The organism is Chitinophaga sp. CCNWYY40 (assembly GCF_037483205.1).
GTDB classification, from domain to species: domain Bacteria; phylum Bacteroidota; class Bacteroidia; order Chitinophagales; family Chitinophagaceae; genus Chitinophaga; species Chitinophaga ginsengisegetis.
In genome coordinates this window covers 49398-71546 of sequence record NZ_JBBHLF010000004.1, presented here as the reverse complement: position 1 = coordinate 71546, position 22149 = coordinate 49398, and the positions used below count along the sequence as shown (strand labels likewise).

The 22149-nt window shown below is 47.8% G+C and carries 10 protein-coding genes; 4 read left to right on the top strand and 6 right to left on the bottom strand.

The genetic code is table 11. The features are described 5' to 3' along the window. Nucleotides 1–17: 17 nt before the first annotated feature. On the bottom strand, nucleotides 18–1346 hold the full coding sequence (gene ahcY, locus V7S65_RS15160) for an adenosylhomocysteinase (RefSeq protein ID WP_079468905.1): 1329 nt from the start codon (nucleotides 1344–1346) through the stop codon (nucleotides 18–20). 517 nt (nucleotides 1347–1863) lie between these two features. On the opposite strand from ahcY, the gene V7S65_RS15155 reads away from it, so the two are divergent. From V7S65_RS15155 to V7S65_RS15140, 4 genes are read left to right on the top strand one after another with little or no spacing between them, the layout of a single operon-like run. After that, nucleotides 1864–12180: a Calx-beta domain-containing protein gene (locus V7S65_RS15155; RefSeq protein ID WP_336387172.1), complete on the top strand. Its 10317-nt coding sequence runs from the start codon at nucleotides 1864–1866 to the stop codon at nucleotides 12178–12180. Nucleotides 12181–12238: 58 nt separating this feature from the next. Further along, entirely contained in the window at nucleotides 12239–13153 is a 915-nt protein-coding gene (locus V7S65_RS15150; RefSeq protein WP_079468904.1) for a PorP/SprF family type IX secretion system membrane protein, read from the top strand. Nucleotides 13154–13172: 19 nt separating this feature from the next. After that, a complete protein-coding gene (locus V7S65_RS15145; RefSeq protein WP_336387171.1) occupies nucleotides 13173–15323 on the top strand; it encodes an OmpA family protein in 2151 nt (716 codons plus the stop codon). A 43-nt stretch (nucleotides 15324–15366) separates the two neighbouring features. Beyond that, nucleotides 15367–17850 (top strand): Calx-beta domain-containing protein, encoded by a 2484-nt coding sequence (locus V7S65_RS15140; RefSeq protein WP_336387170.1) that lies wholly within the window; start codon nucleotides 15367–15369, stop codon nucleotides 17848–17850. 273 nt (nucleotides 17851–18123) lie between these two features. Here the strand turns inward: V7S65_RS15140 and V7S65_RS15135 are convergent, their stop codons facing one another. The 5 genes from V7S65_RS15135 to V7S65_RS15115 all read right to left on the bottom strand — a co-directional run. Then, nucleotides 18124–18618 (bottom strand): GNAT family N-acetyltransferase, encoded by a 495-nt coding sequence (locus V7S65_RS15135; RefSeq protein WP_079468901.1) that lies wholly within the window; start codon nucleotides 18616–18618, stop codon nucleotides 18124–18126. A 4-nt stretch (nucleotides 18619–18622) separates the two neighbouring features. After that, nucleotides 18623–19258 (bottom strand): DsbA family protein, encoded by a 636-nt coding sequence (locus tag V7S65_RS15130; RefSeq protein ID WP_079468900.1) that lies wholly within the window; start codon nucleotides 19256–19258, stop codon nucleotides 18623–18625. 60 nt (nucleotides 19259–19318) lie between these two features. Beyond that, nucleotides 19319–20023: a PrsW family intramembrane metalloprotease gene (locus V7S65_RS15125; RefSeq protein WP_336387168.1), complete on the bottom strand. Its 705-nt coding sequence runs from the start codon at nucleotides 20021–20023 to the stop codon at nucleotides 19319–19321. Beyond that, nucleotides 20020–21708, bottom strand: a complete 1689-nt coding sequence (locus V7S65_RS15120; RefSeq protein WP_336387167.1) for a helix-hairpin-helix domain-containing protein — start codon at nucleotides 21706–21708, stop codon at nucleotides 20020–20022. The genes V7S65_RS15125 and V7S65_RS15120 overlap by 4 nt, the downstream gene beginning before the upstream one ends. Nucleotides 21709–21828: 120 nt before the next feature. Beyond that, nucleotides 21829–22149: hypothetical protein (locus tag V7S65_RS15115; RefSeq protein WP_339545954.1), on the bottom strand; the 321-nt coding region annotated here is incomplete at its 5' end.

Genomic DNA, 22149 nt, shown 5'->3' with positions numbered 1-22149 from the left:
TTGTTAGTTGTAAAAAACTAGTATCTGTAGTAGTCTGGTTTGAATGGACCTTCTGCAGGAATACCGAGGTATTCAGATTGTGCGGTGGTCAGTACATCCAGTTCCACGCCTACTTTTTTCAGGTGGAGACGGGCAACTTTTTCATCCAGGTGTTTAGGCAGTACGTATACTTTGTTTTCGTAGTTTTCTGAGTGCAGCCACAGTTCCAGCTGAGCCAGTACCTGGTTGGTGAAGGAGTTACTCATTACGAAAGAAGGGTGGCCGGTAGCGCAACCGAGGTTTACCAGGCGGCCTTCAGCCAGCAGGATGATATCTTTACCATCGATGGTGTATTTATCTACCTGTGGTTTGATTTCAACTTTAGTATTGCCGTAGTTTTTGTTTAACCACGCTACATCGATTTCGATATCGAAGTGACCGATATTGGAAACGATGCATTTATCTTTCATCAGTTTGAAGTGTTCGCCGGTGATGATATCGCGGCAACCGGTAGTGGTTACGATGATATCGGCTTCTTTAACGGCATCGTTCATTTTCTTTACTTCATAACCTTCCATTGCAGCCTGTAAAGCGCAGATAGGGTCAATTTCAGTAACGATAACGCGGGCGCCTGCACCTCTCAGTGATTCAGCGGAACCTTTACCTACGTCGCCAAAACCGGCAACAACGGCTACTTTACCGGCAATCATTACGTCAGTAGCGCGACGGATCGCATCTACGCAGGATTCGCGGCAACCGTATTTGTTATCGAATTTGGATTTGGTAACGGAGTCGTTGATATTGATAGCGGGCATTGGTAAAGTACCAGCTTTCATGCGATCGTATAAACGGTGAACGCCGGTAGTGGTTTCTTCACTTAAACCTTTGATGTGCTGGATCAGCTCAGGGTATTTATCAAACACCATGTTGGTGAGGTCACCACCATCGTCCAGGATCATATTCAGCGGACGGTCGGGGCTGCCAAAGAACAGGGTTTGTTCAATACACCAGTCGAAGTCTGCTTCATTCAGACCTTTCCAGGCAAATACGGGTACTCCTGCAGCGGCGATAGCGGCGGCGGCGTGGTCCTGCGTAGAGAATATATTGCAGGAGCTCCAGCGCACCTCGGCTCCGAGGGCTACCAGGGTTTCTATTAATACGGCAGTTTGGATAGTCATATGCAAACAACCAGCAACACGTGCACCTTGCAATGGTTTGCTGTTACCATATTCTTCTCTCAGTGACATCAGTCCGGGCATTTCGGCTTCTGCCAGTTCTATCTCTTTACGACCCCAGGCCGCGAGAGACATGTCTTTTACCTTGTATCCGAGGCTAAAGTCAATGTTTGATTTTGCAATTGTTGACATTCTGAATTGTTTTTTGCAAATCTAGGGTTATTTTAACTTTTAACATAACCCCCTGCATATATAAGGCGTTATAAAGCCCTAAAAATTTGTTAATCGCCGTTTCCTGCTACCCCGACTTATGGTTAGATAAATTAATTTGATTTAATATAAATATTATTATAGATTTGCTAATTAAAATATATGATTTTATATTTAATTGTTTGAAGATGGGTGACAAGTGGAAGGGTATAGCATAATTGTAGAAATCATAAAAAACGCCCATGAGCGCGTCTCAGGCACCCACCAACACACGATTAAGAGATATATAATTGCCGGCGGGGCTGGTTTTTCAGTTTCATCAGAAAAAAAGAAGGAACAATATAGAAGCCTGCCGGGAGAGCCAATTACAGAGATTCGCATATAGGGTTTTACAAAGGACTGTTTTATCATTTTTGACTTAAAATCTATATGTATAAATAGAAATTTACACGCTTATATGTTACTCCTTTCCTATCCTACGAAATTAATTAAGCAAGGTATGCCCCATCGTATCCACGTGTTCCTGTGCCAGGCGTTATTCCTGACAGCCGCTTTTTTCCTGGTCAGCACGGGTGTACAGGCACAGGTAACCATCAACCCGCTTGGAGGTAATACGCTTACCGATGGATTAAGGATAAAGATCAATACGGATGGTACCTATGAGGTAACAAGGAACGGGAGATCAGAATCCAGGAAGGAGAATTCAAGTTCAGTGATGGGGATCCGGTCGAATTTCAAGATGCAGAATACCACCGGTTTTGTTACTCCTACTCCGTTTGACATTAACTTTGAGAAAATATCCGAGGTAATGGGTTCCGGCACAGTTGCGGACCCTTATAAGGTTTGTTTGGTTGATTCCCTCTCGTATTTTGAAAATGCAGGAAGGGGACCGTTTGTAGCCACCGTGCTGATGACTATTACCTACGTTGTACCTAACAGTTATTTTGTACTGGATTACACCTTTTATAACGACAGGCCCTCTACCACTTTTTACCTGTACCTGAGTGAATTTCCTACCATGCAGGATGATCCGCTGGGTCCCATACTGGATAATAACAGAAGCGCTACGGGGTTTATGAATCCTCCAGGCGGTGGTCCCAATCCGGATATTATAGGTTTTATAAGGCCGCCGGGTTTTAATGCTGATTATCCCAATGCTACCGTAGGAGAATTTTCACATACCTATCATGCCTATACGACGTTTTCTTCCTATGTGGCCAAGTCGGCAGGAGACAGGCAGGTCTTTAACAACTTCCAGCTGGTAAACGCAATCGATGAAGGAGGCGTAAATACGGCTCCTAAAGGACTGGCGGCAGCGATCACCCTCGGTGTGAAACCAACCACCAAAGCTATTGGTACCCGCGTGGCAGTAGACTATGGATATAACAATACACCGGTTCATATTAATCTACAGGGATCGCCCCTCAGTACGGGCACTGATCCTATTTCCGTGTCGTTTGAGAAAGATTCCGCCACCGGCGCTGAAGGAAACAACGGGGATCTCAACTTACCTAACCTGTACCTGGTAGTGAACAATAACGCTACCATTACTTCGGAGATGTATGTGAAAGTAGCGCTGGTACCTCCGTCCGGAGGGTTGCACAATGCAGTGCAGGGTACTGACTTTACTTTTTACGGCGGGTTTATGATTCCTGCAAAGGCTTATGTTGCGGGTGATAAAATACAGTTAAGTAACATAAAGATCATCGGGAACAACGCCCTGGAATACAGCCGGCATATGACTTTCCAGCTGGTACCTGTTACCGAAAATAAACTGGTAAACATTACCGGTCAAACCACCTGCGTATACACCATCCAGGATGATGAACCGAAACACATCACCTTGTCGGCTCCGGCAAAGATCCGCGAAGGCGTTATTGATTCCGTGCGGGTAACACTTCCTCCCGGGGTGCTGGCATCCGAAAGAACCCAGGTGGATTTATCGGTGGTAGCGGCAGGTACAGAGGCTATTGCATCAGATTTTACCTATGATAATGTTGCTTATATAGAGATAGGTTCCAACGGGGTAAGTATCCCGGTAAGACCTGTAAAAGACAGTATCCTGGAAAAAGACGAGCTGGTGAATTTCAAGGCGGATGCGGTGGTGATGGGGCAGCCCCAAAGCGCTTCCAAATCCCTGCATATTGAAGATGCGACCCGCCTTGATCCTACATTAACAGTGCTGTCTTTTGTAACCGATGATCCGGCATCGCTGAAAGAGCCTTACAACGGAATGGTAACGATTTCTTTGCCGGACGGTGTTACTACGGATCTGCCGATTGATGTGATCATCAATAAAAAAAGCACCTCTACTGCCACAGATGTTACGGACTATGAACTCGCCGGTCCTGTTACCATTCCACAGGGCGCCGGTCGCATCACCCTCCCTTTTAAAATTAACAGTGATAATGCGATAGAAGGCACAGAGAAAATAGAGATTGAACTTGCTGCGTCAGATCCTATTCCTTCCACAACTTACACCACAACTGTTACTCCTTTTGCAGTGAATATTACAGATGCGCAGCTGCCTATGACAACTCCCATCATCTTACATATTTCTGCCAACAGCATTAATGAAGGTACTTCCCCGGGAGTATGGGCAGAACTGCCTGCAGGGCTTACCACTGAAATTCCGATCCAGGTTAACTTTACACCCGGCGGCTCCTCCACGGCAGCAGCGGGTACCTATACTTTCCCTTCCGGCACAGTAACGATACCTGCTGCCAGAACCCTTTCTGATACAGTAATAGTTGGCACCGCTGCCAACCAGGTGTTTGATGACACCCGCAAACTGGTATTAGTGGGAAGCACTGCGGACGCAGGGATCCTGGTAAAGGATAGTTTAACGCTTACTATCAATGACGCCACCTCTCCGGCCCAGAAGAAATTAACCATTGCCCCGCTAACGTATCATCTGCCAGAAGGCGATAGTACCCGTTTTACTATTGCGCTGCCTGCCGGGTATACTTCTGCAAAAGATATTGTCGTTGCGCTGAAAAGAAACGTGGCCGGCTCTGACGCCGGTGTTACAGACTTTGGCTGGATAACAGAAGACAGCATCCGGTTACCGGCCAACACGCCTTCTCCTTATACCACCACCTATACCATTATAAAAGCAGTGGGTGATGATCATATTATTGAGAAAGATGAACGACTGGGGCTGACTGGCAGCGTATTTGGTTTAACCGGATACACCGTGTCGGATACGGCCATTATCATTGATGATGCCACGCGTAGAGATGCCAACGCCACAAAGATTACCTTCACATTGCCATCTGCTGCGGTGAATGAAAACAGCACTAACAATATCGGCTTCAGCTTACCTGCCGGTGTAACCACGGAGATACCAATTAAGATTACACTGGGTGGCGCTACCGGTACGGCTATACGTAATACAGATTATTACCTGCCTGCGGATACCTCCTTTACCGGTGCATCCGGCGTGGCGCTACTAAAAGTAGCATCGGATATTTTAGTAGAAGATGCAGAAGATATACATGTTACACCTGTAGTGAGTGATGCGCTGAGTACAGTATACACCTTCCTGCCGGCTACAATGGATATGAGCATTAAAGATGCGCAGTATCCTTTCCCTGCGGGCGACTCCGTGTTGCTGACCAGCACACCTAACCCGGTAACAGAAGGCGGCTCCGCTATTATTACTGCTACTTTCCCGCATGGCTGGAAGGCCGGCAAAGCCTGGACCATCAACCTGGCAAAAGATGCGGTGCGGTCAACAACGGCTGATACCAGTCATGGTACCATCCCGGGTTCCGTGACCATTGCGGCCAACGCATCGTCCGGCACCACTACGGCCATCACCACTAAAACCAATAATGTATTTGACGACGGTGGATTTATAAAAGTAGATGGTAACGCAGGCAACACCAACATGCCGGCTACCAGCGCGATCATCAATATCACGGATGGCACTGATCCTGCGCAGAAGAAGCTGACCTTAACCGCAGTAACTTCTCCGCTTGCAGAAGGCAGCAGCACTGCTTTCACGGTATCGTTACCTGCTGGTTATGCTGCCGCCAAAGATGTGACGATTGCACTGAGTACCAATCCAACCGGCACCGATGCGGCTGCGGGCGATTACGTAACATTGCAACCCGGCATTGTATTCCCGAAAAACAACAATACCTTCACCACCACTGCACCGGTTATCAAAGCAGCTGCGGATGAAGTGATAGAAAACGATAAGCAACTGAAGATAAAGGGTACCGCTACCGGCTATACGATTACCGATGCAAGTATCCAGCTCAATGACGCCACCCGCAGGGATGCCAATAAAACAAAGATCACGTTCACACTGCCATCTGCGGCGGTGAATGAAAACAGCACCAACAATATCGGCTTCAGTTTACCTGCCGGTGTAACCACGGAGATACCCATTAAGATTACACTGGGTGGTGCTACTGGTACGGCTACACGTAATACTGATTACTACCTGCCCGCGGATACTACCTTTACCGGTGCATCCGGCGTGGCGCTATTAAAAGTAGCATCGGATATTTTAGTAGAAGATGCAGAAGATATACATGTTACACCAGTAGTGAGTGATGCACTCAGCACGGTGTACACCTTCCTGCCGGCTACAATGGATCTGAGCATCAAAGATGCGCAGTATCCTTTCCCTGCGGGCGACTCCGTGTTGCTGACCAGCACGCCTAACCCGGTAACGGAAGGCGGCTCCGCTATCATTACCGCCACTTTCCCGCATGGCTGGAAGGCCGGCAAAGCCTGGACCATCAACCTGGCGAAAGATGCGGTGCGGTCAACAACAGCTGATACCAGTCATGGTACCATCCCGGGTTCCGTGACTATTGCAGCCAACGCATCGTCCGGCACCACTGCAGCCATCACCACTAAAACCAATAATGTATTTGACGACGGCGGATTTATAAAAGTAGATGGCAATGCAGGCAACACCAACATGCCGGCTACCAGCGCAATCATTAACATCACGGATGGTACTGATCCTGCACAGAAGAAGCTGACCTTAACCGCAGTAACCTCCCCGCTTGCAGAAGGCAGCAGCACTGCTTTCACGGTATCGTTACCTGCTGGTTATGCCGCCGCCAAAGATGTGACGATTGCACTGAGTACCAATCCAACCGGCACCGATGCGGCTGCGGGCGACTATGTAACATTGCAGCCCGGCATTGTATTCCCGAAAAACAGCAACATCTTCACCACCACAGCACCGGTTATTAAAGCTGCTGCGGATGAAGTGATAGAAAACGATAAGCAATTGAAGATACGCGGTACTGCTACCGGCTATACGATTACCGATGCAAGTATCCAACTGAATGACGCCACCCGCAGGGATGCCAATAAAACAAAGATCATTTTCACGCTGCCATCAGGCGCGGTGAATGAAAACAGCACCAACAATATCGGCTTCAGTTTACCTGCCGGTGTAACTACGGAGATACCAATTAAGATTACACTGGGTGGCGCTACTGGCACGGCTATACGTAATACAGATTACTACCTGCCTGCGGATACCACCTTTACCGGTGCATCCGGCGTGGCTTTGTTAAAAGTAGCATCAGATATTTTAGTAGAAGATGCAGAAGATATACATGTTACACCTGTAGTGAGTGATGCACTCAGCACGGTGTACACCTTCCTGCCGGCTACAATGGATATGAGCATTAAAGATGCGCAGTATCCTTTCCCTGCGGGCGACTCCGTGTTGCTGACCAGCACACCTAACCCGGTAACGGAAGGCGGCTCCGCTATTATTACCGCCACTTTCCCGCATGGCTGGAAGGCCGGTAAAGCCTGGACCATCAACCTGGCGAAAGATGCGGTGCGGTCAACAACGGCAGATACAAGTCATGGTACCATCCCGGGTTCCGTGACCATTGCGGCCAACGCATCGTCCGGCACCACTGCGGCCATCACCACTAAAACCAACAATGTATTCGACGACGGCGGATTTATAAAAGTAGATGGCAACGCAGGCAACACCAACATGCCGGCTACCAGCGCAATCATTAACATCACGGATGGCACTGATCCTGCGCAGAAGAAGCTGACCTTAACCGCAGTAACTTCTCCGCTTGCAGAAGGCAGCAGCACTGCTTTCACGGTATCGTTACCTGCTGGTTATGCTGCCGCCAAAGATGTGACGATTGCACTGAGTACCAATCCAACCGGCACCGATGCGGCCGCCGGCGATTACGTAACATTGCAGCCCGGCATTGTATTCCCGAAAAACAGCAACACCTTCACCACCACTGCACCGGTTATCAAAGCTGCTGCGGATGAAGTGATAGAAAACGATAAACAACTGAAGATACGCGGTACCGCTACCGGCTATACGATTACCGATGCAAGTATCCAACTCAATGACGCCACCCGCAGGGATGTCAATAAAACAAAGATCACATTCACATTGCCATCTGCGGCGGTGAATGAGAACAGCACCAACAATATCGGCTTCAGTTTACCTGCCGGTGTAACCACGGAGATACCCATTAAGATTACACTGGGTGGCGCTACCGGCACGGCTACACGTAATACTGATTACTACCTGCCTGCGGATACTACCTTTACCGGTGCATCCGGCGTGGCGCTATTAAAAGTAGCATCGGATATTTTAGTAGAAGATGCAGAAGATATACATGTTACACCAGTAGTGAGTGATGCACTCAGCACAGTGTACACCTTCCTGCCGGCTACAATGGATCTTAGCATTAAGGATGCGCAGTATCCTTTCCCTGCCGGTGATTCTATCATTCTGAGCAGCACACCTGATAGTATTTATGAAGGAAGCAGCGCCGTTATTACCGCTACCTTCCCGCATGGCTGGAAAGCCGGTAAAGACTGGGTAATTAACCTGGCGAAGGATGCTGTGTCTTCTACGGTGGCAGATGCCCGCCACACGGCAGTACCAGCCAGCGTTACTATCCTCAAAACTACATCAGCTGCGGCTACTTCAGCCATCACCGCAAGTACTAATGCGATACTGGACGATGAAGGCATGTTGATCATTGATGGCAACAAGGGGAATGTTAACATGCCGGCCACCAGTGCAGACGTGTACATAAAGGATTACACCGAAAAACAACCCAACGCAAGAAAGATGACGCTTACCCCGGATGCCACACTGGTTCCGGAAGGAAATAAAGTGATGGTGACCGCAACGGTGCCTTATGCATCTACAAAAGATGTAAGCATCCAACTGGCGGTAGACAATGCGCTTACTACGGCTAAAAACGTTGACGACTATACGCTGTCGGCTACTTCCTATGTGTTACCGCACGGCCAAACCACCGCTACCTTTGAACTGCTGAAAACAGTGGCTGATAAGGTGCTGGAAAAGAATGAAGCCCTGGTGGTGAATGCTACCGTTAACGGATATACGGTGAATAACCTCCCGCTGGCGATACAGGATCTTACCCGCAACGATGCCGCTAACCTGGCATTAAACATTACGGCCTGGAAAACACCACTGACAGAAGGAGATAGCGGCGCTGTAACGCTTAGTTTGCCTGCCGGCGTTACCACTGATGTACCTGTTCATATATTACTGCCACAATCGGCAGGCAGCGCAGAAGCCGGACTGGATTATGCACTGGCGCCTGATGTGTATCTGAACACGGGCAACAGTATCGCCACCGGTTTGAAGATTAAGAAAGATAACTTCACAGAAGGTCCGGAGAACTTTACCATTAACGCCAGCGCTACCGATGGCATCAGTACTTACACCATTAATAAACCGGTGTTCACCATCGATGACGATCCAACACAGTATCCGTTGCCGACGCCTGTTGTGCTCAAGAGTACACTGGCTGCTATTGATGAAAACGGTTCCGGTGCAGTGCTGAGTGCGCAGCTGCCAAACAACCTGCAGGCAGGTAAAGACATCACCATACATGTAACTAAAGACAACATACTGAGTACCGCGGTAAATGCAGATCATAATGCTTTACCATCTCCTTATGATATTATTATTAAAAAAGGACAAAACACAGGTACCCACACATTTGCGCTGAAAGCGTTGAAAGACCTGGTGCTGGAAGATGATGAAACCGTGGTGTTTAAAGGCAGTATTACAGACGCCATTTTTAACACCGCTGTTGTAAAAGATACCACCATTACGATTAAAGACAGAACACACGATGATCCGGTTACCGGCTTCATACATCTTACTGCCGTAACTGCGGGGACTAAAGTACTGGAAGGAAATGCCTACCAGGTGAAAGTAAGCCTGGCGCCGAGTGTTACTGCCAGCAAGGATATCATTGTTACCTTAAACAGGGATGCAGCATCGGTGGCAACAGCAGGGGATATCGACAACCTGCCGGCTAGTGTAACCATTCCTGCAGGTACACCTGATGTTACTTTCTCCTTTACTGCTAAAACAGACTTTATACTGGAGAAACCGGAATTGTTGTGGATAGCTGCAACGCCACAGGGTTTTGCAGGTATGAAAGGTGATAAATTATCTGTAACAATTGATGATGCTACACGCTTGAATCCTGATAACCTGAAATTAGAAATGCGTATAGACTCCTCCGTTATACACGAAGGCAGCAGCAGTGATGTAACCATTGGGTTTGTGAACAGCCAGATCACTTCTTCTGAAGATGTGGTGATCAATATCAGCAGAAACGCCGTGTCTACTGCAGATGATGCGGACTATACCGGTGTTCCTGCGAAGGTAACGCTGGCGGCCGGAGAACATAATAAAGTATACCAGTTGAAATTAACAGGAGATAATATACTGGAAGGAGATGAACAACTGCAGTTTACCGCGCAACTGGCAACAACAGGTTATACACTTTCCCAGCCAGGTATGGTGCTGATTCCTGAAACCGGCGACATGCGCGTGGTATTACAAAAGAATAAAGACGCCGCTGAACCGGCTACACACGGTGCTTACACGGTGAAATTGCCAGGTAGCAGCACCGCAGCCGCCGATGTGAAAGTAGTGTTCTATGTAAGCAGCATTGCAGGCACTACCAATATTGCGCCGGTGCAAACATCCGCAGTAATCCCGGCCGGACAAAACAGTATATCCGTTCCCGTGAATGTGATCGATAATAAAGTGATAGAAGGAGATGAGCAGGTGAAATTGTCGCTGATGCTGGCACAGATGAAACGGTTTAACAAGAACATCGCACTGGATGTAGATGATAAAGACACCGTTACACTGATCGTACATGATGATGAAAGCACCGCCCCTGGCCGTGAGATGATGATCGCAAAAACAGCAGATGCCACCGAACCGGATGTCCCCGGATCTTTCCGCGTGCGGTTCTCGGATACACAGTTATCTGCCGTGAAAGATGTGAGTGTAGCCTATACCGTTAGCGGTACTGCCGTAGCAGACACCCGTTACCGTAAACTGAGCGGCACGGTGCTGATCCCTGCAGGCCAGAATGGTGCAGACATTAAAGTACTACCCATCGATAATAACATAGTAGAGGGAGATGAAGATGTGAAAGTACAGCTGGGAGCGGTGAGCAGTAGCATGGCAGGTATTACCTGGCCGTTATCTGCCAGTGCAGCGGCTGATGTAATCATTCATGACAACGATACGCTGGTGGTGGAAATATCAGCGGAAGCAGCTACTGCTGCAGAAGGAAGCGGCGTGAAGTTTACATTGAAATCGCCTGCCTCAGCAGCCTACGATGTGCCGGTACGCCTCCGCATTACACAGGATGCCGCCCGCACGTTTACTGCTGCGGAAGGTACGGTGAGTGGTAACATCTTAACGATTAATATGCCGGCACTCACGAAACAACATTCGTTTATTATCACCACCGGCGACAATGACATCAATGATGATGACGGGTTCCTGAAAGCAGCTATACTGCCATACATTGGCGGTAGCAGCACCCTGGTATACAAAGCCGGCGCCATTGATACCGCGAGGGTGGCCATAACAGATAACGATCCGCTCACGCTCTCCTTTGCTGCCGATAAATTCAGCGTGAAAGAAGGCAATACCGGCGAGAACACACCGCTGCGCTTTAACGTACAACTGAGCAGGCAAAGTTCCCGCCCGATTACGATTAATTATGATTTTGAAGCGTCCGTAGATGGAGTGTCTTATCCTTATATGGATTTCAAAGCCACGCCGGGTGTTGATTTCGACAACGCTGTTACACAAACGGTGATCCCTGCGCTGCAGACTATCGGACAGGTAACGGTGAATATTAAAGGTGATACTACGTTTGAACAGAATGAAACCTTTATCCTGAAGATGACCACGGTATCGGTGCCTTCTGGTCAGCATACGCCAACTTTAGGCGAGCCATCCAAGGCTACCGGTGTGATCCTGAACGATGATCCGATGTGTGGCAGTTGTGATACCGATGGTGATGGCTTAACGGACAAGCAGGAAGATATCAATGGCAATGGTGATCCGTTTGATGACGATACAGATGGAGATGGCATTCCTAATTTCCTTGACCTGGATTCTGATGGAGACGGTGTAGCGGATTCTGTAGAGAAGTATAGTACAGACGGCCGTCAGATCAATAACAACAGTGGTAAGATCCGGGTGCATCCGGCGCTTTCCCCTAACAACGATGGTATGGGAAATGACGTGATGTACATTGAGAATATCGACAAGTATCCGAATAATGAGGTGGTGATCTTTAATCGTTGGGGCGGCACCGTATTTAAGTTGCAACACTACGATAACAAGTCGAAGAACTTCCGTGGTAAAGCGAATGCGGGTGGTAGTTCAGGAAATGATGTGCCGGACGGTTCTTACTTCTACAATATTGAAGTAGAGATAGATGGTAAGAAAGAGCGATATACCGGGTTTATTGTGATAAAACGTTAACGGGCATACGAATTTAAAGCAGGATGCATCTGACAAAAAAATATTTAAGCTGATACCTATGAAAAAGCATCTTATGAAAGCTTTAGGGGTTACTATCTTATGCTGGTGTTGTTGTTTACAGGTTGCTGCGCAGCAGGAACCCTTGTACTCGCAGTATATGTTCAACGGCATGATCATCAATCCGGCTTATCCTTCTATGGATGAATCTTCCAGTCTTACGGCAGTGGGCCGTAACCAGTGGGTGGGTGTGGAAGGGGCTCCTAAAACGGCCACGGCTTCATTTTATACTCCTATAAAGGCCACCAATACAAGTTTTGGCGTGTCGCTGATGAATGAAAAGATCACTGTGAATTCGCAGACGGCGGTGAACCTGAATGTTTCCCAACGGGTAAAGCTCAATGAGAAGATTTACCTGGCCCTGGGATTGAAGGGCGGCATGTCGCATTTCAGGGAAGATAATAGTTCCCTGACTACCACCGACCCGGTGTTTGCACAAAACCAGAGTTACTGGAAAACGGATGTGGGATTCGGTTTCATGTTGTTTACCGACCGGTTCTTTATCGGGTTGTCGTCGCCTACTTTCAAGAGTTTCGACCTCGGCAACAGTGTGAATAAAGTAGTGGTGGAATCGCACTATTACCTGCAAACGGGTTACCTGATCAATATTAATGATGATGTGAAGCTGAAGCCGAATGTGTTGTTGCGGCAGGTGAAGGGCGCGGGTTTTCAGTATGATCTGAATGCGAATATTCTCCTGAAGAACCTGATATGGCTGGGTGCATCGTGGCGTTCTGAAAAAACGATGACTGGATTGGTGCAGGTGCAGGCAACGAAGAACCTGCAGATCGGTTATTCTTATGATACGCCTATGCAGTCGAATCTGAAAGGCGCGCAAACGGTGTCGCATGAAGTGATGATTAATTACCGCTTCTCCTGGTCGAAGTGGAAAGTGGTGGCGCCGCGTTATTTCTAATTTTAAAATCAAGAATGGTATGCGAAAATACAATTTCTCTTCCCTCATACTTTTTCTGAGCATTGTTTCCCTGTTTGTTTCCTGCAGTTTTGTAAAAGACCGAGTGCAAATAGGCGGCTTGGGAAGTATGGCTAAGGTAAAGCGTGCGGAACGGCTTTACAAAAGACAAGAATACGAAAGGGCGATCTCGCTGTGTAATGAAGTAATTAATAATGGCGGCAGCGAAGAAGTTTTACGCCGGGCTAAGCTACAGCTGGCGCGGGTGTACTTTGAAACCAGGCAGTTTGAGAAAACGATCAGTTTGTACGATGAGCTGTTGTACAAGCCGGAAAAAGATGTGCTGGTAACAGATGTAACCAACTACATTGATCTGCTGAAGCGCACCGGGAGGGTGGTGAAAGCCCAGGAGATCAGCGCCGTGTATGCCAATAACTATAAGAATAATGCGCGTTTTACCAACCTGAAAGAATCGCTGGTGAATTACTACGGTTTCTTTAACCGTGATTCTATGGAGAATATACGGGTGGACAGTCTTCGCCTGAACCTGCCCGGGTATCAGTATGGACTGGCGCTCTACCGTAATAACATTGTATTTCTTTCCAATGATATCCGGAAAAACGAGCAGCAATCTTTTTATACGAATTCCAAACTATACCAGATTTCAGAAGATGGCGTAGAGCCTTTTAATAATAGCTTGCGGGGTGTATTACAGGTAGGACCTGCTTCTTTCTTTGATAACGGGCAAAAGGTGATCTATACTTCCAACCGGTTTACCGATGTGAAGAACGACAAGAATTCTTATATTAATTATAACAATGGTACGCAGTTGTTATCTGCTGTTTATCAACCGGATCATGATGTATGGAGTAAACCACTGCCGGTGAAGCTGGGGAAAAACCTGGAAACTTATTCTTTCCTGCACCCATCAGTTGCACCTAATGGTAAACGTTTGTACTTTGCGTCCGATATGCCTGGTGGTCAGGGTGGTACAGATATTTACTACACCGACTGGGACAAAGAAGCCAAACGGTGGAAAGCGCCGGTGAACCTGGGTCCGCAGGTAAATACCAATGGAAATGAACTGTATCCTTTTGTGGTGGGTGATAAGTTGTTCTTTTCGTCGAATGGCCTCCGGGGATTTGGTGGACTGGATATCTTTGTAATAAATATAAAAAAACCGGAAGAAGGAACTGTACATTTGCCGTATCCTGTGAATACACAGTTTGATGATCTGAATCCTGTATTGGATGAAGGCAAGCTGTTATTATATTTTACATCAGACCGTTCAGGCGCGCATGATAACGATCATATTTATGTGTTAAACCTGAAGAAAAATCCTTTGAAACAACTGGACCTGCCTTATCCCGGCAAGCCGGTAAAAGAAGATGACCGAGTGCCTTATACCATGAACCAGACGGATACCCGTCAACAGCTGACTTTAGTAGGAACCAAACAATACGATAACCTCCCCGTGCAACCGCCGGTGGTGGATAAAGTGGTATTGAAACCCGTTCCCGCAGCAGCCGTTGCCGTTAGTCCCGAGCGCAAAATGGTGGATTACGCCAATGATGTAACAGACAGTTCTCCCGAAATTATTCCCTGGCAAAACGATCACCCCGGTAACAGCAATACCCAACCGGTAGTTGTTGCTACTGCTACCGTGCAACCGGCATATACCGGTCAGGCTGCCTACAGCAGCCCGGAAATGGTATCCTGGCAACAGCAAGCCAGTGGCCCAAATGCCACTACTAACGGTGTGGGTTATACGCTGGTAAGAGACAGTGCGGTGAAAGCGCTGGAAGCGTTGTGGAAAGTTCCCGGTGTGATTTACTACGATCTGAATTCTTTTGTTCCGCAGGACCAGGAATGGCGTAAGCTGGATTCTATTTTCCGGATATGGAAGTCGAACCCGCACCGGATCATACTGGTGAACGGGCATACCGATATTATTGGTACCGAGCGGTATAACTTGTCGCTGTCGAAGAACCGTGCTGTATACATCCAGGAGTGCCTGCTGAGCAGGGGTGTTACTCCTGATAAAATAAGGATCAATTATTTCGGGTCTACCCGCCCGGTATGGATTGCGGGGAGCCAGCGACCGGAGGCCGACAGGGAGTATTTTATACAACTGCAGGGCGTAAACAGAAGGTGCGAGATTAAGATTCAATAAACTATTTATCGGTTATTTTTTAGCGTATATCAAACTAATACAAATGAACAAATTTTCCTCACTAATGCTATTACTGGCGGTAGGCACACAGGCCTTCGCACAGGAGATGCCTGTTGTGTTTAACAAGAGCTTCAGTGCTCCCAAAAACCAGTATAAGAAACTGGCTATTGCGGAGAACAATGCTATTGTTGCCATCGGAGGCGGAACAGATAATGGTTGCATTACCAAATTATCTGCAACGGGTACTCTTATTTACAATGCCAAACTGAATAAAGGCGGACTGGTAGCATACCAGGACCTGATTTTACTGCCGAAGAATGAACTGGTGGCTGTAGGTGGCGGTACCATTGCTTATGGTAATGCCCGTATTACCAAATTATCTGCTACCGGCGAAGTAGTGTTTGACAAGAGCATCGGTAATGGTCAGGGTGGTTATTTTACCCGGATCATTACAGACCGTCATGGCAATTACATTACCGTTGGAGTGGATGGAAGCAAGCCTGCGCAGGCCCGCATCACCAAGATGACGCCCGATGGTAAAGTAGAATTTGACAAAGGTTTTGGCGCACACAATGTTTTTACCAATGTGCTGATAGATGAAGATGAAAACATTGTTGCTGTAGGTGGCGACGTGGGTGATGGACAGGGAAAGGCTTACATGGTGAAAGTAGATGGAAAGGGAGAAAAACAATTTGAACTTTCTTTTGGTAAACCCGGCGCTACCTTTGAAAAGATGTTGCTGCTGGAAGACGGCGCAGTACTGGCTATGGGCGGTGGCGCTTATGGTACCGGCAACGCCAGCCGCATTGCTAAAGTGAATGCCGAAGGCCAGGTAGTATTTGATAAAGAATACAGCACCGCAGATGGTAAGTTCAATGCCATCAAAGTAAACGACCTGGGGCAGATCTTCGCCTGCGCAGAGGAAAAAGACCGTGGCCGCATTGTTAAGCTGCGTCCTGATGGAACTGAGTTATTCAATAAAGAAACGGATGCCGCTTTATACGCACTGGAAGTAGGCAAGAACGGAAAAGTAGTAGCGGCAGGGGGTAACGTGAGCAACAACACCGGTAAGATCGTGAAATTGCTCCCTGATGGCACTGTTTCCATTGATAAAAACCTGGGTTCTGTATTCCAGCACCTGTTACTCACCGAAGACGATGAGATCTGCGTAGTGGCAAAAGAAGGCTACCGCATGATTAAGCTGAGTCCTGATGGTGAAATGATGTTCGACAAGCAGCTGGGCAAGTATGATGCAAAAACCACACTGGCTTCTTTGCTGATGAGCCCTTCCGGAGAAATCCTGGCAGCAGGCGGCGGCGATGAAGATGGTAACCGTATTATTAAGATCAGTCATGGCGTATCTATCAATGACATCGCTGTTTCCGAGCCATTGAACGGATTATCTAACGCTACACTCACCATTACCTTATCCGGGTTTTTAAGAAGCAATGGTGTTCGTACACCCGTTAACGTTCATTACAAAACTATTCCGCATAAAGGTGGCGCCGGTTCAACCGACTTTGATGTTACCGAAGGAACAATTTCCTTTGTGCCTTCTGAGTTTGCAGCAGGCGCTATCATCTCCAAGTCTATCCAGATCCCTGTAAAGAGTGATAACCTGCTGGAAGGTAAAGAAGCTTTCCATGTAGAAGTACTGGATGCGTCGGAGCTGTATCTTACCAAGTCGAAAGGCGAGGTAACCATCCTGGATCAGCCGGCTATGGTGAAGTTCATTGGCGGTAACAATGGTGCAGAGCCGGCTACTGATGTAGTGTTTTCTGCCGGTTTGTTTAAACGGGATAATACCCCGCTGATCAATGCCACATCCAAACCAGTTAGGTTAACTTACAAATTTGGAAATGGTACCGCGCTGCCGGGAGCCGACTTTGTAAGCAGCATCAAGGCGCCTTTTGTAATTGACAGCGGCGCTACCACTGCCAGTTTGAATGTAAAGATCAAAGACGATAACCGCTTCGAACTGGCCGAAACCGTTGTGCTGGTATTAAGCGAAATTAAAGCGGAGAATGAAGCGGTAGTGGGTTATAACGGCGATGTAACTTCCATTTCTGCTTCCCAATACATACAGGATCAGCCGGCTTACATCACCCTGGTAAAACTGACAGATGCCAATGAATCTGCCACTGCACCTGTGAGTATGTTTAAATGTATCCTGGTAAAGGCTTCAGACCAGAGCGTACAAACCAATTGTACCGGTAGTGATATCAACATCTTCTTTGGTGTGGACTCTTCCAGTACAGCTGCTTATGGTAAGGACTATGTGATCATGAACGGCGACATGGTAAAGATTACCGGCGATTGCGCTTTCAGCGAAACCGATATACAGGTGGCGTTGGTAAACGACCGTGTAAAAGAGATAGATGCCCTGGTATCCGTGAAACTGCGTGATGCCACTGCTGCAGCAAATGCAGGGGTATTGAAAATTTCTCCTGAGCTGAAACTGAATAAGGCGGTAGCTGTTATCCATGACGATGATAACGACGAAGGCACCGTGCTTACAGCCAAATAATAACGGCTTGGATCAATAACCGATATACGCGCTTCAGGCACACCTGCATTCCCGCATAGTTAGCTATGCGGGAATTTTTTTAGAGAGATATTAAACTTAAAAGCAGCATCTTTTATATTAAAATATAAAAGATGCTGCTTTTTTATGTATGGATAAATCCGCTTATCAGCCGTTCTCGTACATAACGTTAGATTAACATTATTTTTTAAAAAAGAGTTGTGTCTTTTAATGGTTAACTTGGGAATAGCCTGGTATCTCCTTACCGGGCTTTTTTTATAGCGGTTTACGCATTACATAGTCGTCCATGATATAGCCGCTGCCGATGTCGGTTTTCTTTTCCTTATAAACGCTGAATCCCTGTTTTTCATAGAACTGCTTTGCTTTGTTGAAGCGGTTTACGTCGAGTTCGAGGATGTTTGCGCCGCGTTCTTTTACCTGTTGGGCCACCTGTTCCAATAGGAATTTACCGACTCCTTTTCCCTGGTAATTTCCATCGAGATAGATCTTTTGCAGTTTGAAGATGCCGGGTGTACCGGTGGTGCTGTAGGAGGCAAACCCGATGGGAGTGCTATCGTCCTGCAGGATGAGAAACTGATGTTGCAGCTCCGTGATCTGTTTGTTCAGGGAGGCGGTGCTGTACATCATGTCTATCATATATTCTATTTGTTCCGGTGTCAGAATAGGCTGATAGGTAGGTCTCCAAATCTTTTCTGTGAGGTCCTGTATAACAGGAATATCGTTTACGGTAGCTGTTTTGACGTGGTACATAAAGTTATAAGCTGTTATTTTCTCTCAGTATATTTTCTATGGTTTCTTCCAGTTTATCAAGGGGCGTGTATCCCCGTGCGCAAAGGTAAAGTTGTTTACCGGTATCGAGGATGGCCGCGGGGAACCCGGTGATGCCCCAGTTCTGGATCAGCTGGAATTCCTGTTGGGTTTCGTAGCGGTAATTTTCATCGTGCAGGCGGCTGATGAATTCATCTTCCGGCAGGCTGAATTTTTTGATCAGCGAGCGGTAGGTGCTGTCGTTGTTCAGGCTCTGGCCATTATAGTTGAGCGCTACCTGCATATCGTGCGCAAAGGTGATGGCATTTTCCGGCTGGTATTGTTTAAATACTGTGAGGGCGATGCTGGGCTTTTCTGAATCCATAATTTCTTCCGAGGGGAGTAGTTTCTCCAGGAAGGCGGCGCCAAATTTCACACCTGTTGCGTTTTCCACATTGGTATGTTCGCGCTGGATGTATGCCTTCATGGAAGAGAAAGGATGGCGGTTATCGCCGGTGATCATTCCGCCGGAGAGGATATCGAATTCCATGTTCCCATTGCTGCGTTCCTGCAGTTGCTGTACTACGGGGGTGAAGCCATAGCACCAGCCACACAGCGGATCGTAAATATAAATGAATCTCATAGCAGTTGGCTTTTAGCGCCTTACAAAGGTAACTAAAAGCTGACTGCAAAACAGGTGACCTCAGGTGTTCTCTTCTTCAAAAAAGTGTTCCTCGTGCAGTTTTTTGGAGAGGGCGCTATCCTTTCGTATAGCCTTGATGGATAGACGTACTGCAAAGATGAGGGTGATTACCGAAGCTCCCATGAGGAAGATATTATTACCGAGAAAAAGGAAAAAATCGAATGTTCCGTGAAAGAAAACGGCGATCATGAGTGCTTTGAACAGGAGTGAGCTGCTTCTATGCGGCACAAATTTAGCCAGGCCGGCATAATACCCCATGAGTACTGCAAAGGCGCCGTGGGCGGGCACGGAGAGGAACATGCGGGCTATCCCGGTGCCTACGCCGAACCTGCTTACATACGCAATATTTTCAAGCGTGGCGAAGCCCATCCCGATCATTACTGCGTATACAATGCCATCCAGTGGTTCGTTGAATGCTTTTTTGGGATAGGCGAACAGCAGGAGTACCAGGAACTTGGCCAGTTCCTCCGAGATGCCGACTACGCCATAGGCGAATGCCGCGGTTCCGAGGAGCGTGCCATTATTTTCGCGGAGGCCCAGCTCTACTGCGAGGCCCTGTACTGCCAGTGGCAGGGCTACGCAGAGCATGCCCAGCAGGAAACTTTTTACCAGGAGGCTGGTGGGTTCCCGGTCGTATTTGTCTATCAGGTAAATAAAAAGACAGATGGCAAAACCCGGCGCCACAGCCAATGCCAATAGCATCATGGAAGGATATTTTTTTGTTGCTTACGTTGAAGCAGGTAATTATTCAGCATGTCAACAGTGTAACTGCTAAGATTGTTTGTTTTTGTGATGCCTCCTTTTTGAGCGGCGAGGGTACCGTACCTGATATCCTGGAATCCGTGGATGCTGTGGGCATCGGGATCTATGGAGATGAGCACCTTTTTTTCCAATGCATAATGCAGCCAGGTCCAGTCGATATCCAGCCGGCGCGGATGTGCGTTGAGTTCTATTATCACGTTATGTGCGGCACAGGCGTCGATGATGGCTTTATGATCTACAGGGTAACCGTTGCGGCTGAGAAGCAGGCGGCCGGTCATATGTCCGAGGATGGTAGTGTATGGATTTTCGATGGCTTTCAGTAGCCGGGCCATTGCTTTTTCTTCTGTCATTTTGAGATTGGAATGCACAGATGCAATTACGAGGTCAAATTTTGCCAGGATTTCATCCGGGTAATCCAGTGATCCATCGTTGAGGATATCGGACTCTATGCTTTTAAAAATGCGGAAAGGCGCCAGTTTTTTATTCAGCTCGTCAATCTCCGCGTGTTGTGCCAGGATCCTTTCTATATGGAGGCCGTTGGCATAAAAAGCGGAGCGGGAGTGATCGCTGATCACGAGGTATTCGAAGCCCTGTGCTTTGGCGGCGGTGGCCATTTCTTCCAGGGAAGATTCGCCGTCGCTCCAGTTGCTGTGGGAGTGGATGATGCCTTTGATATCGGAAGCAACGATGGTTTCCGGCAGTTGGTGGTTGCGGGCCAGCGTTAATTCGTTGATGCCTTCCCGTAGGAACGGCGGTATATAGTCCATTCCTGCCGCGCTGAAGATAGCATCTTCGGAAGTGGCGTTGTGAAGGAGGGCGGCGCCGCCTGCGGCGTTGAATTTATCGATAAAGGCAGGGGAGCCGGTAGTGGTAAATAAAGTAGCGGCGAAGCTGTCGGCAGTGCAGCTATGCGTGATTACTTTGAGTTTTTCGTTCAGCTGCCACACCAGGTTATCTGCGTTGGCGGTGGTAAGTGAAAAACCGGGGAGTGCGGCGAGTTGTTGTTGCACTACATCTACCGGTGCGGCGATGAGCAGTTCTATTTCATCGATGATGATGCTGTGGCGGCGGAAGGCGCCGGTGAGTGAAACGGCTGCGGGGGCCAGGAGCTGCTGTAGTTGTTTTTCCAGTTCCTGCCCGGTGGCGGCTACCTCTGCGAAGAGGAAGCGGTGGCGGTTGGAGAGATAGAATTCGATGTTCTGGCGAACGCTTTCCTGTGTTTTGGCGCCGAAGCCTTTGAGGAGCATCAGGCGGTTTTCGTTACAGGCATAGAGGAGTTCGCCCATGGATTCTATTTCCAGTTCTTTCCAGATGGTGGCTATTTTTTTTGGTCCCAGTCCTTTGATCTTCATGATTTCGAGGATCCCGGCGGGGGTAATTTCTATATAATGATTGAGCAGGGAGCATTGTTGGGTATCCAGCATTTCGAGGATATTTTTCCCGGTAGATTCCCCGATGCCTTTGATCCGGAATATTTCATCGCGGGGGGTATCTTTCAGGGGTGTGGGCAGCTTTTCTATGGTGAATGCTGCGCTGGCGAAGGATTTGGCTTTGAAGCTGTTTTCTCCGTGGATGTCCATCAGTTTGGACAGGAGGGAGAAGTTATCTGAGATTGAATAATTATCCATGCCGTAAAAATACGGAGTTACGTGGAAATTGCGGAGGGGGATTGTGTTGGGGGATGGGTATAAAAAAAGATCCCGGCATAGATGCCAGGATCCTTATAACTACATTTTGTAATTCCGATCTTAGTTAGCCGGAGCTGGAGGAACTGTTGGTGCAGCAGCAGGTGCTTTTTTAGGAGCAGCTTTCTTCTTTGCAACAGCTTTCTTAGCAGGAGCGGCTTTCTTAGCAGCAGCTTTCTTCTTAGGAGCAGCTTTCTTAGCAGCAGCTTTTTTAGGAGCGGCTTTCTTAGCAGCAGCTTTCTTTTTAGGAGCAGCTTTCTTAGCAGCAGCTTTTTTAGGAGCAGCTTTCTTAGCAGCAGCTTTCTTTTTAGGAGCAGCTTTCTTAGCAGCAGCTTTTTTAGGAGCGGCTTTCTTAGCAGCAGCTTTCTTTTTAGGAGCAGCTTT

Coding starts and splice junctions, on each gene's coding strand:
- V7S65_RS15140 (WP_336387170.1), top strand. CDS start 15,367: ATGAACAAATTTTCCTCACTAATGCTATTACTGGCGGTAGGCACACAG.
- V7S65_RS15125 (WP_336387168.1), bottom strand. CDS start 20,023: ATGATGCTATTGGCATTGGCTGTGGCGCCGGGTTTTGCCATCTGTCTT.
- ahcY (WP_079468905.1), bottom strand. CDS start 1,346: ATGTCAACAATTGCAAAATCAAACATTGACTTTAGCCTCGGATACAAG.
- V7S65_RS15155 (WP_336387172.1), top strand. CDS start 1,864: ATGCCCCATCGTATCCACGTGTTCCTGTGCCAGGCGTTATTCCTGACA.
- V7S65_RS15135 (WP_079468901.1), bottom strand. CDS start 18,618: ATGTACCACGTCAAAACAGCTACCGTAAACGATATTCCTGTTATACAG.
- V7S65_RS15120 (WP_336387167.1), bottom strand. CDS start 21,708: ATGGATAATTATTCAATCTCAGATAACTTCTCCCTCCTGTCCAAACTG.
- V7S65_RS15145 (WP_336387171.1), top strand. CDS start 13,173: ATGCGAAAATACAATTTCTCTTCCCTCATACTTTTTCTGAGCATTGTT.
- V7S65_RS15150 (WP_079468904.1), top strand. CDS start 12,239: ATGAAAAAGCATCTTATGAAAGCTTTAGGGGTTACTATCTTATGCTGG.
- V7S65_RS15130 (WP_079468900.1), bottom strand. CDS start 19,258: ATGAGATTCATTTATATTTACGATCCGCTGTGTGGCTGGTGCTATGGC.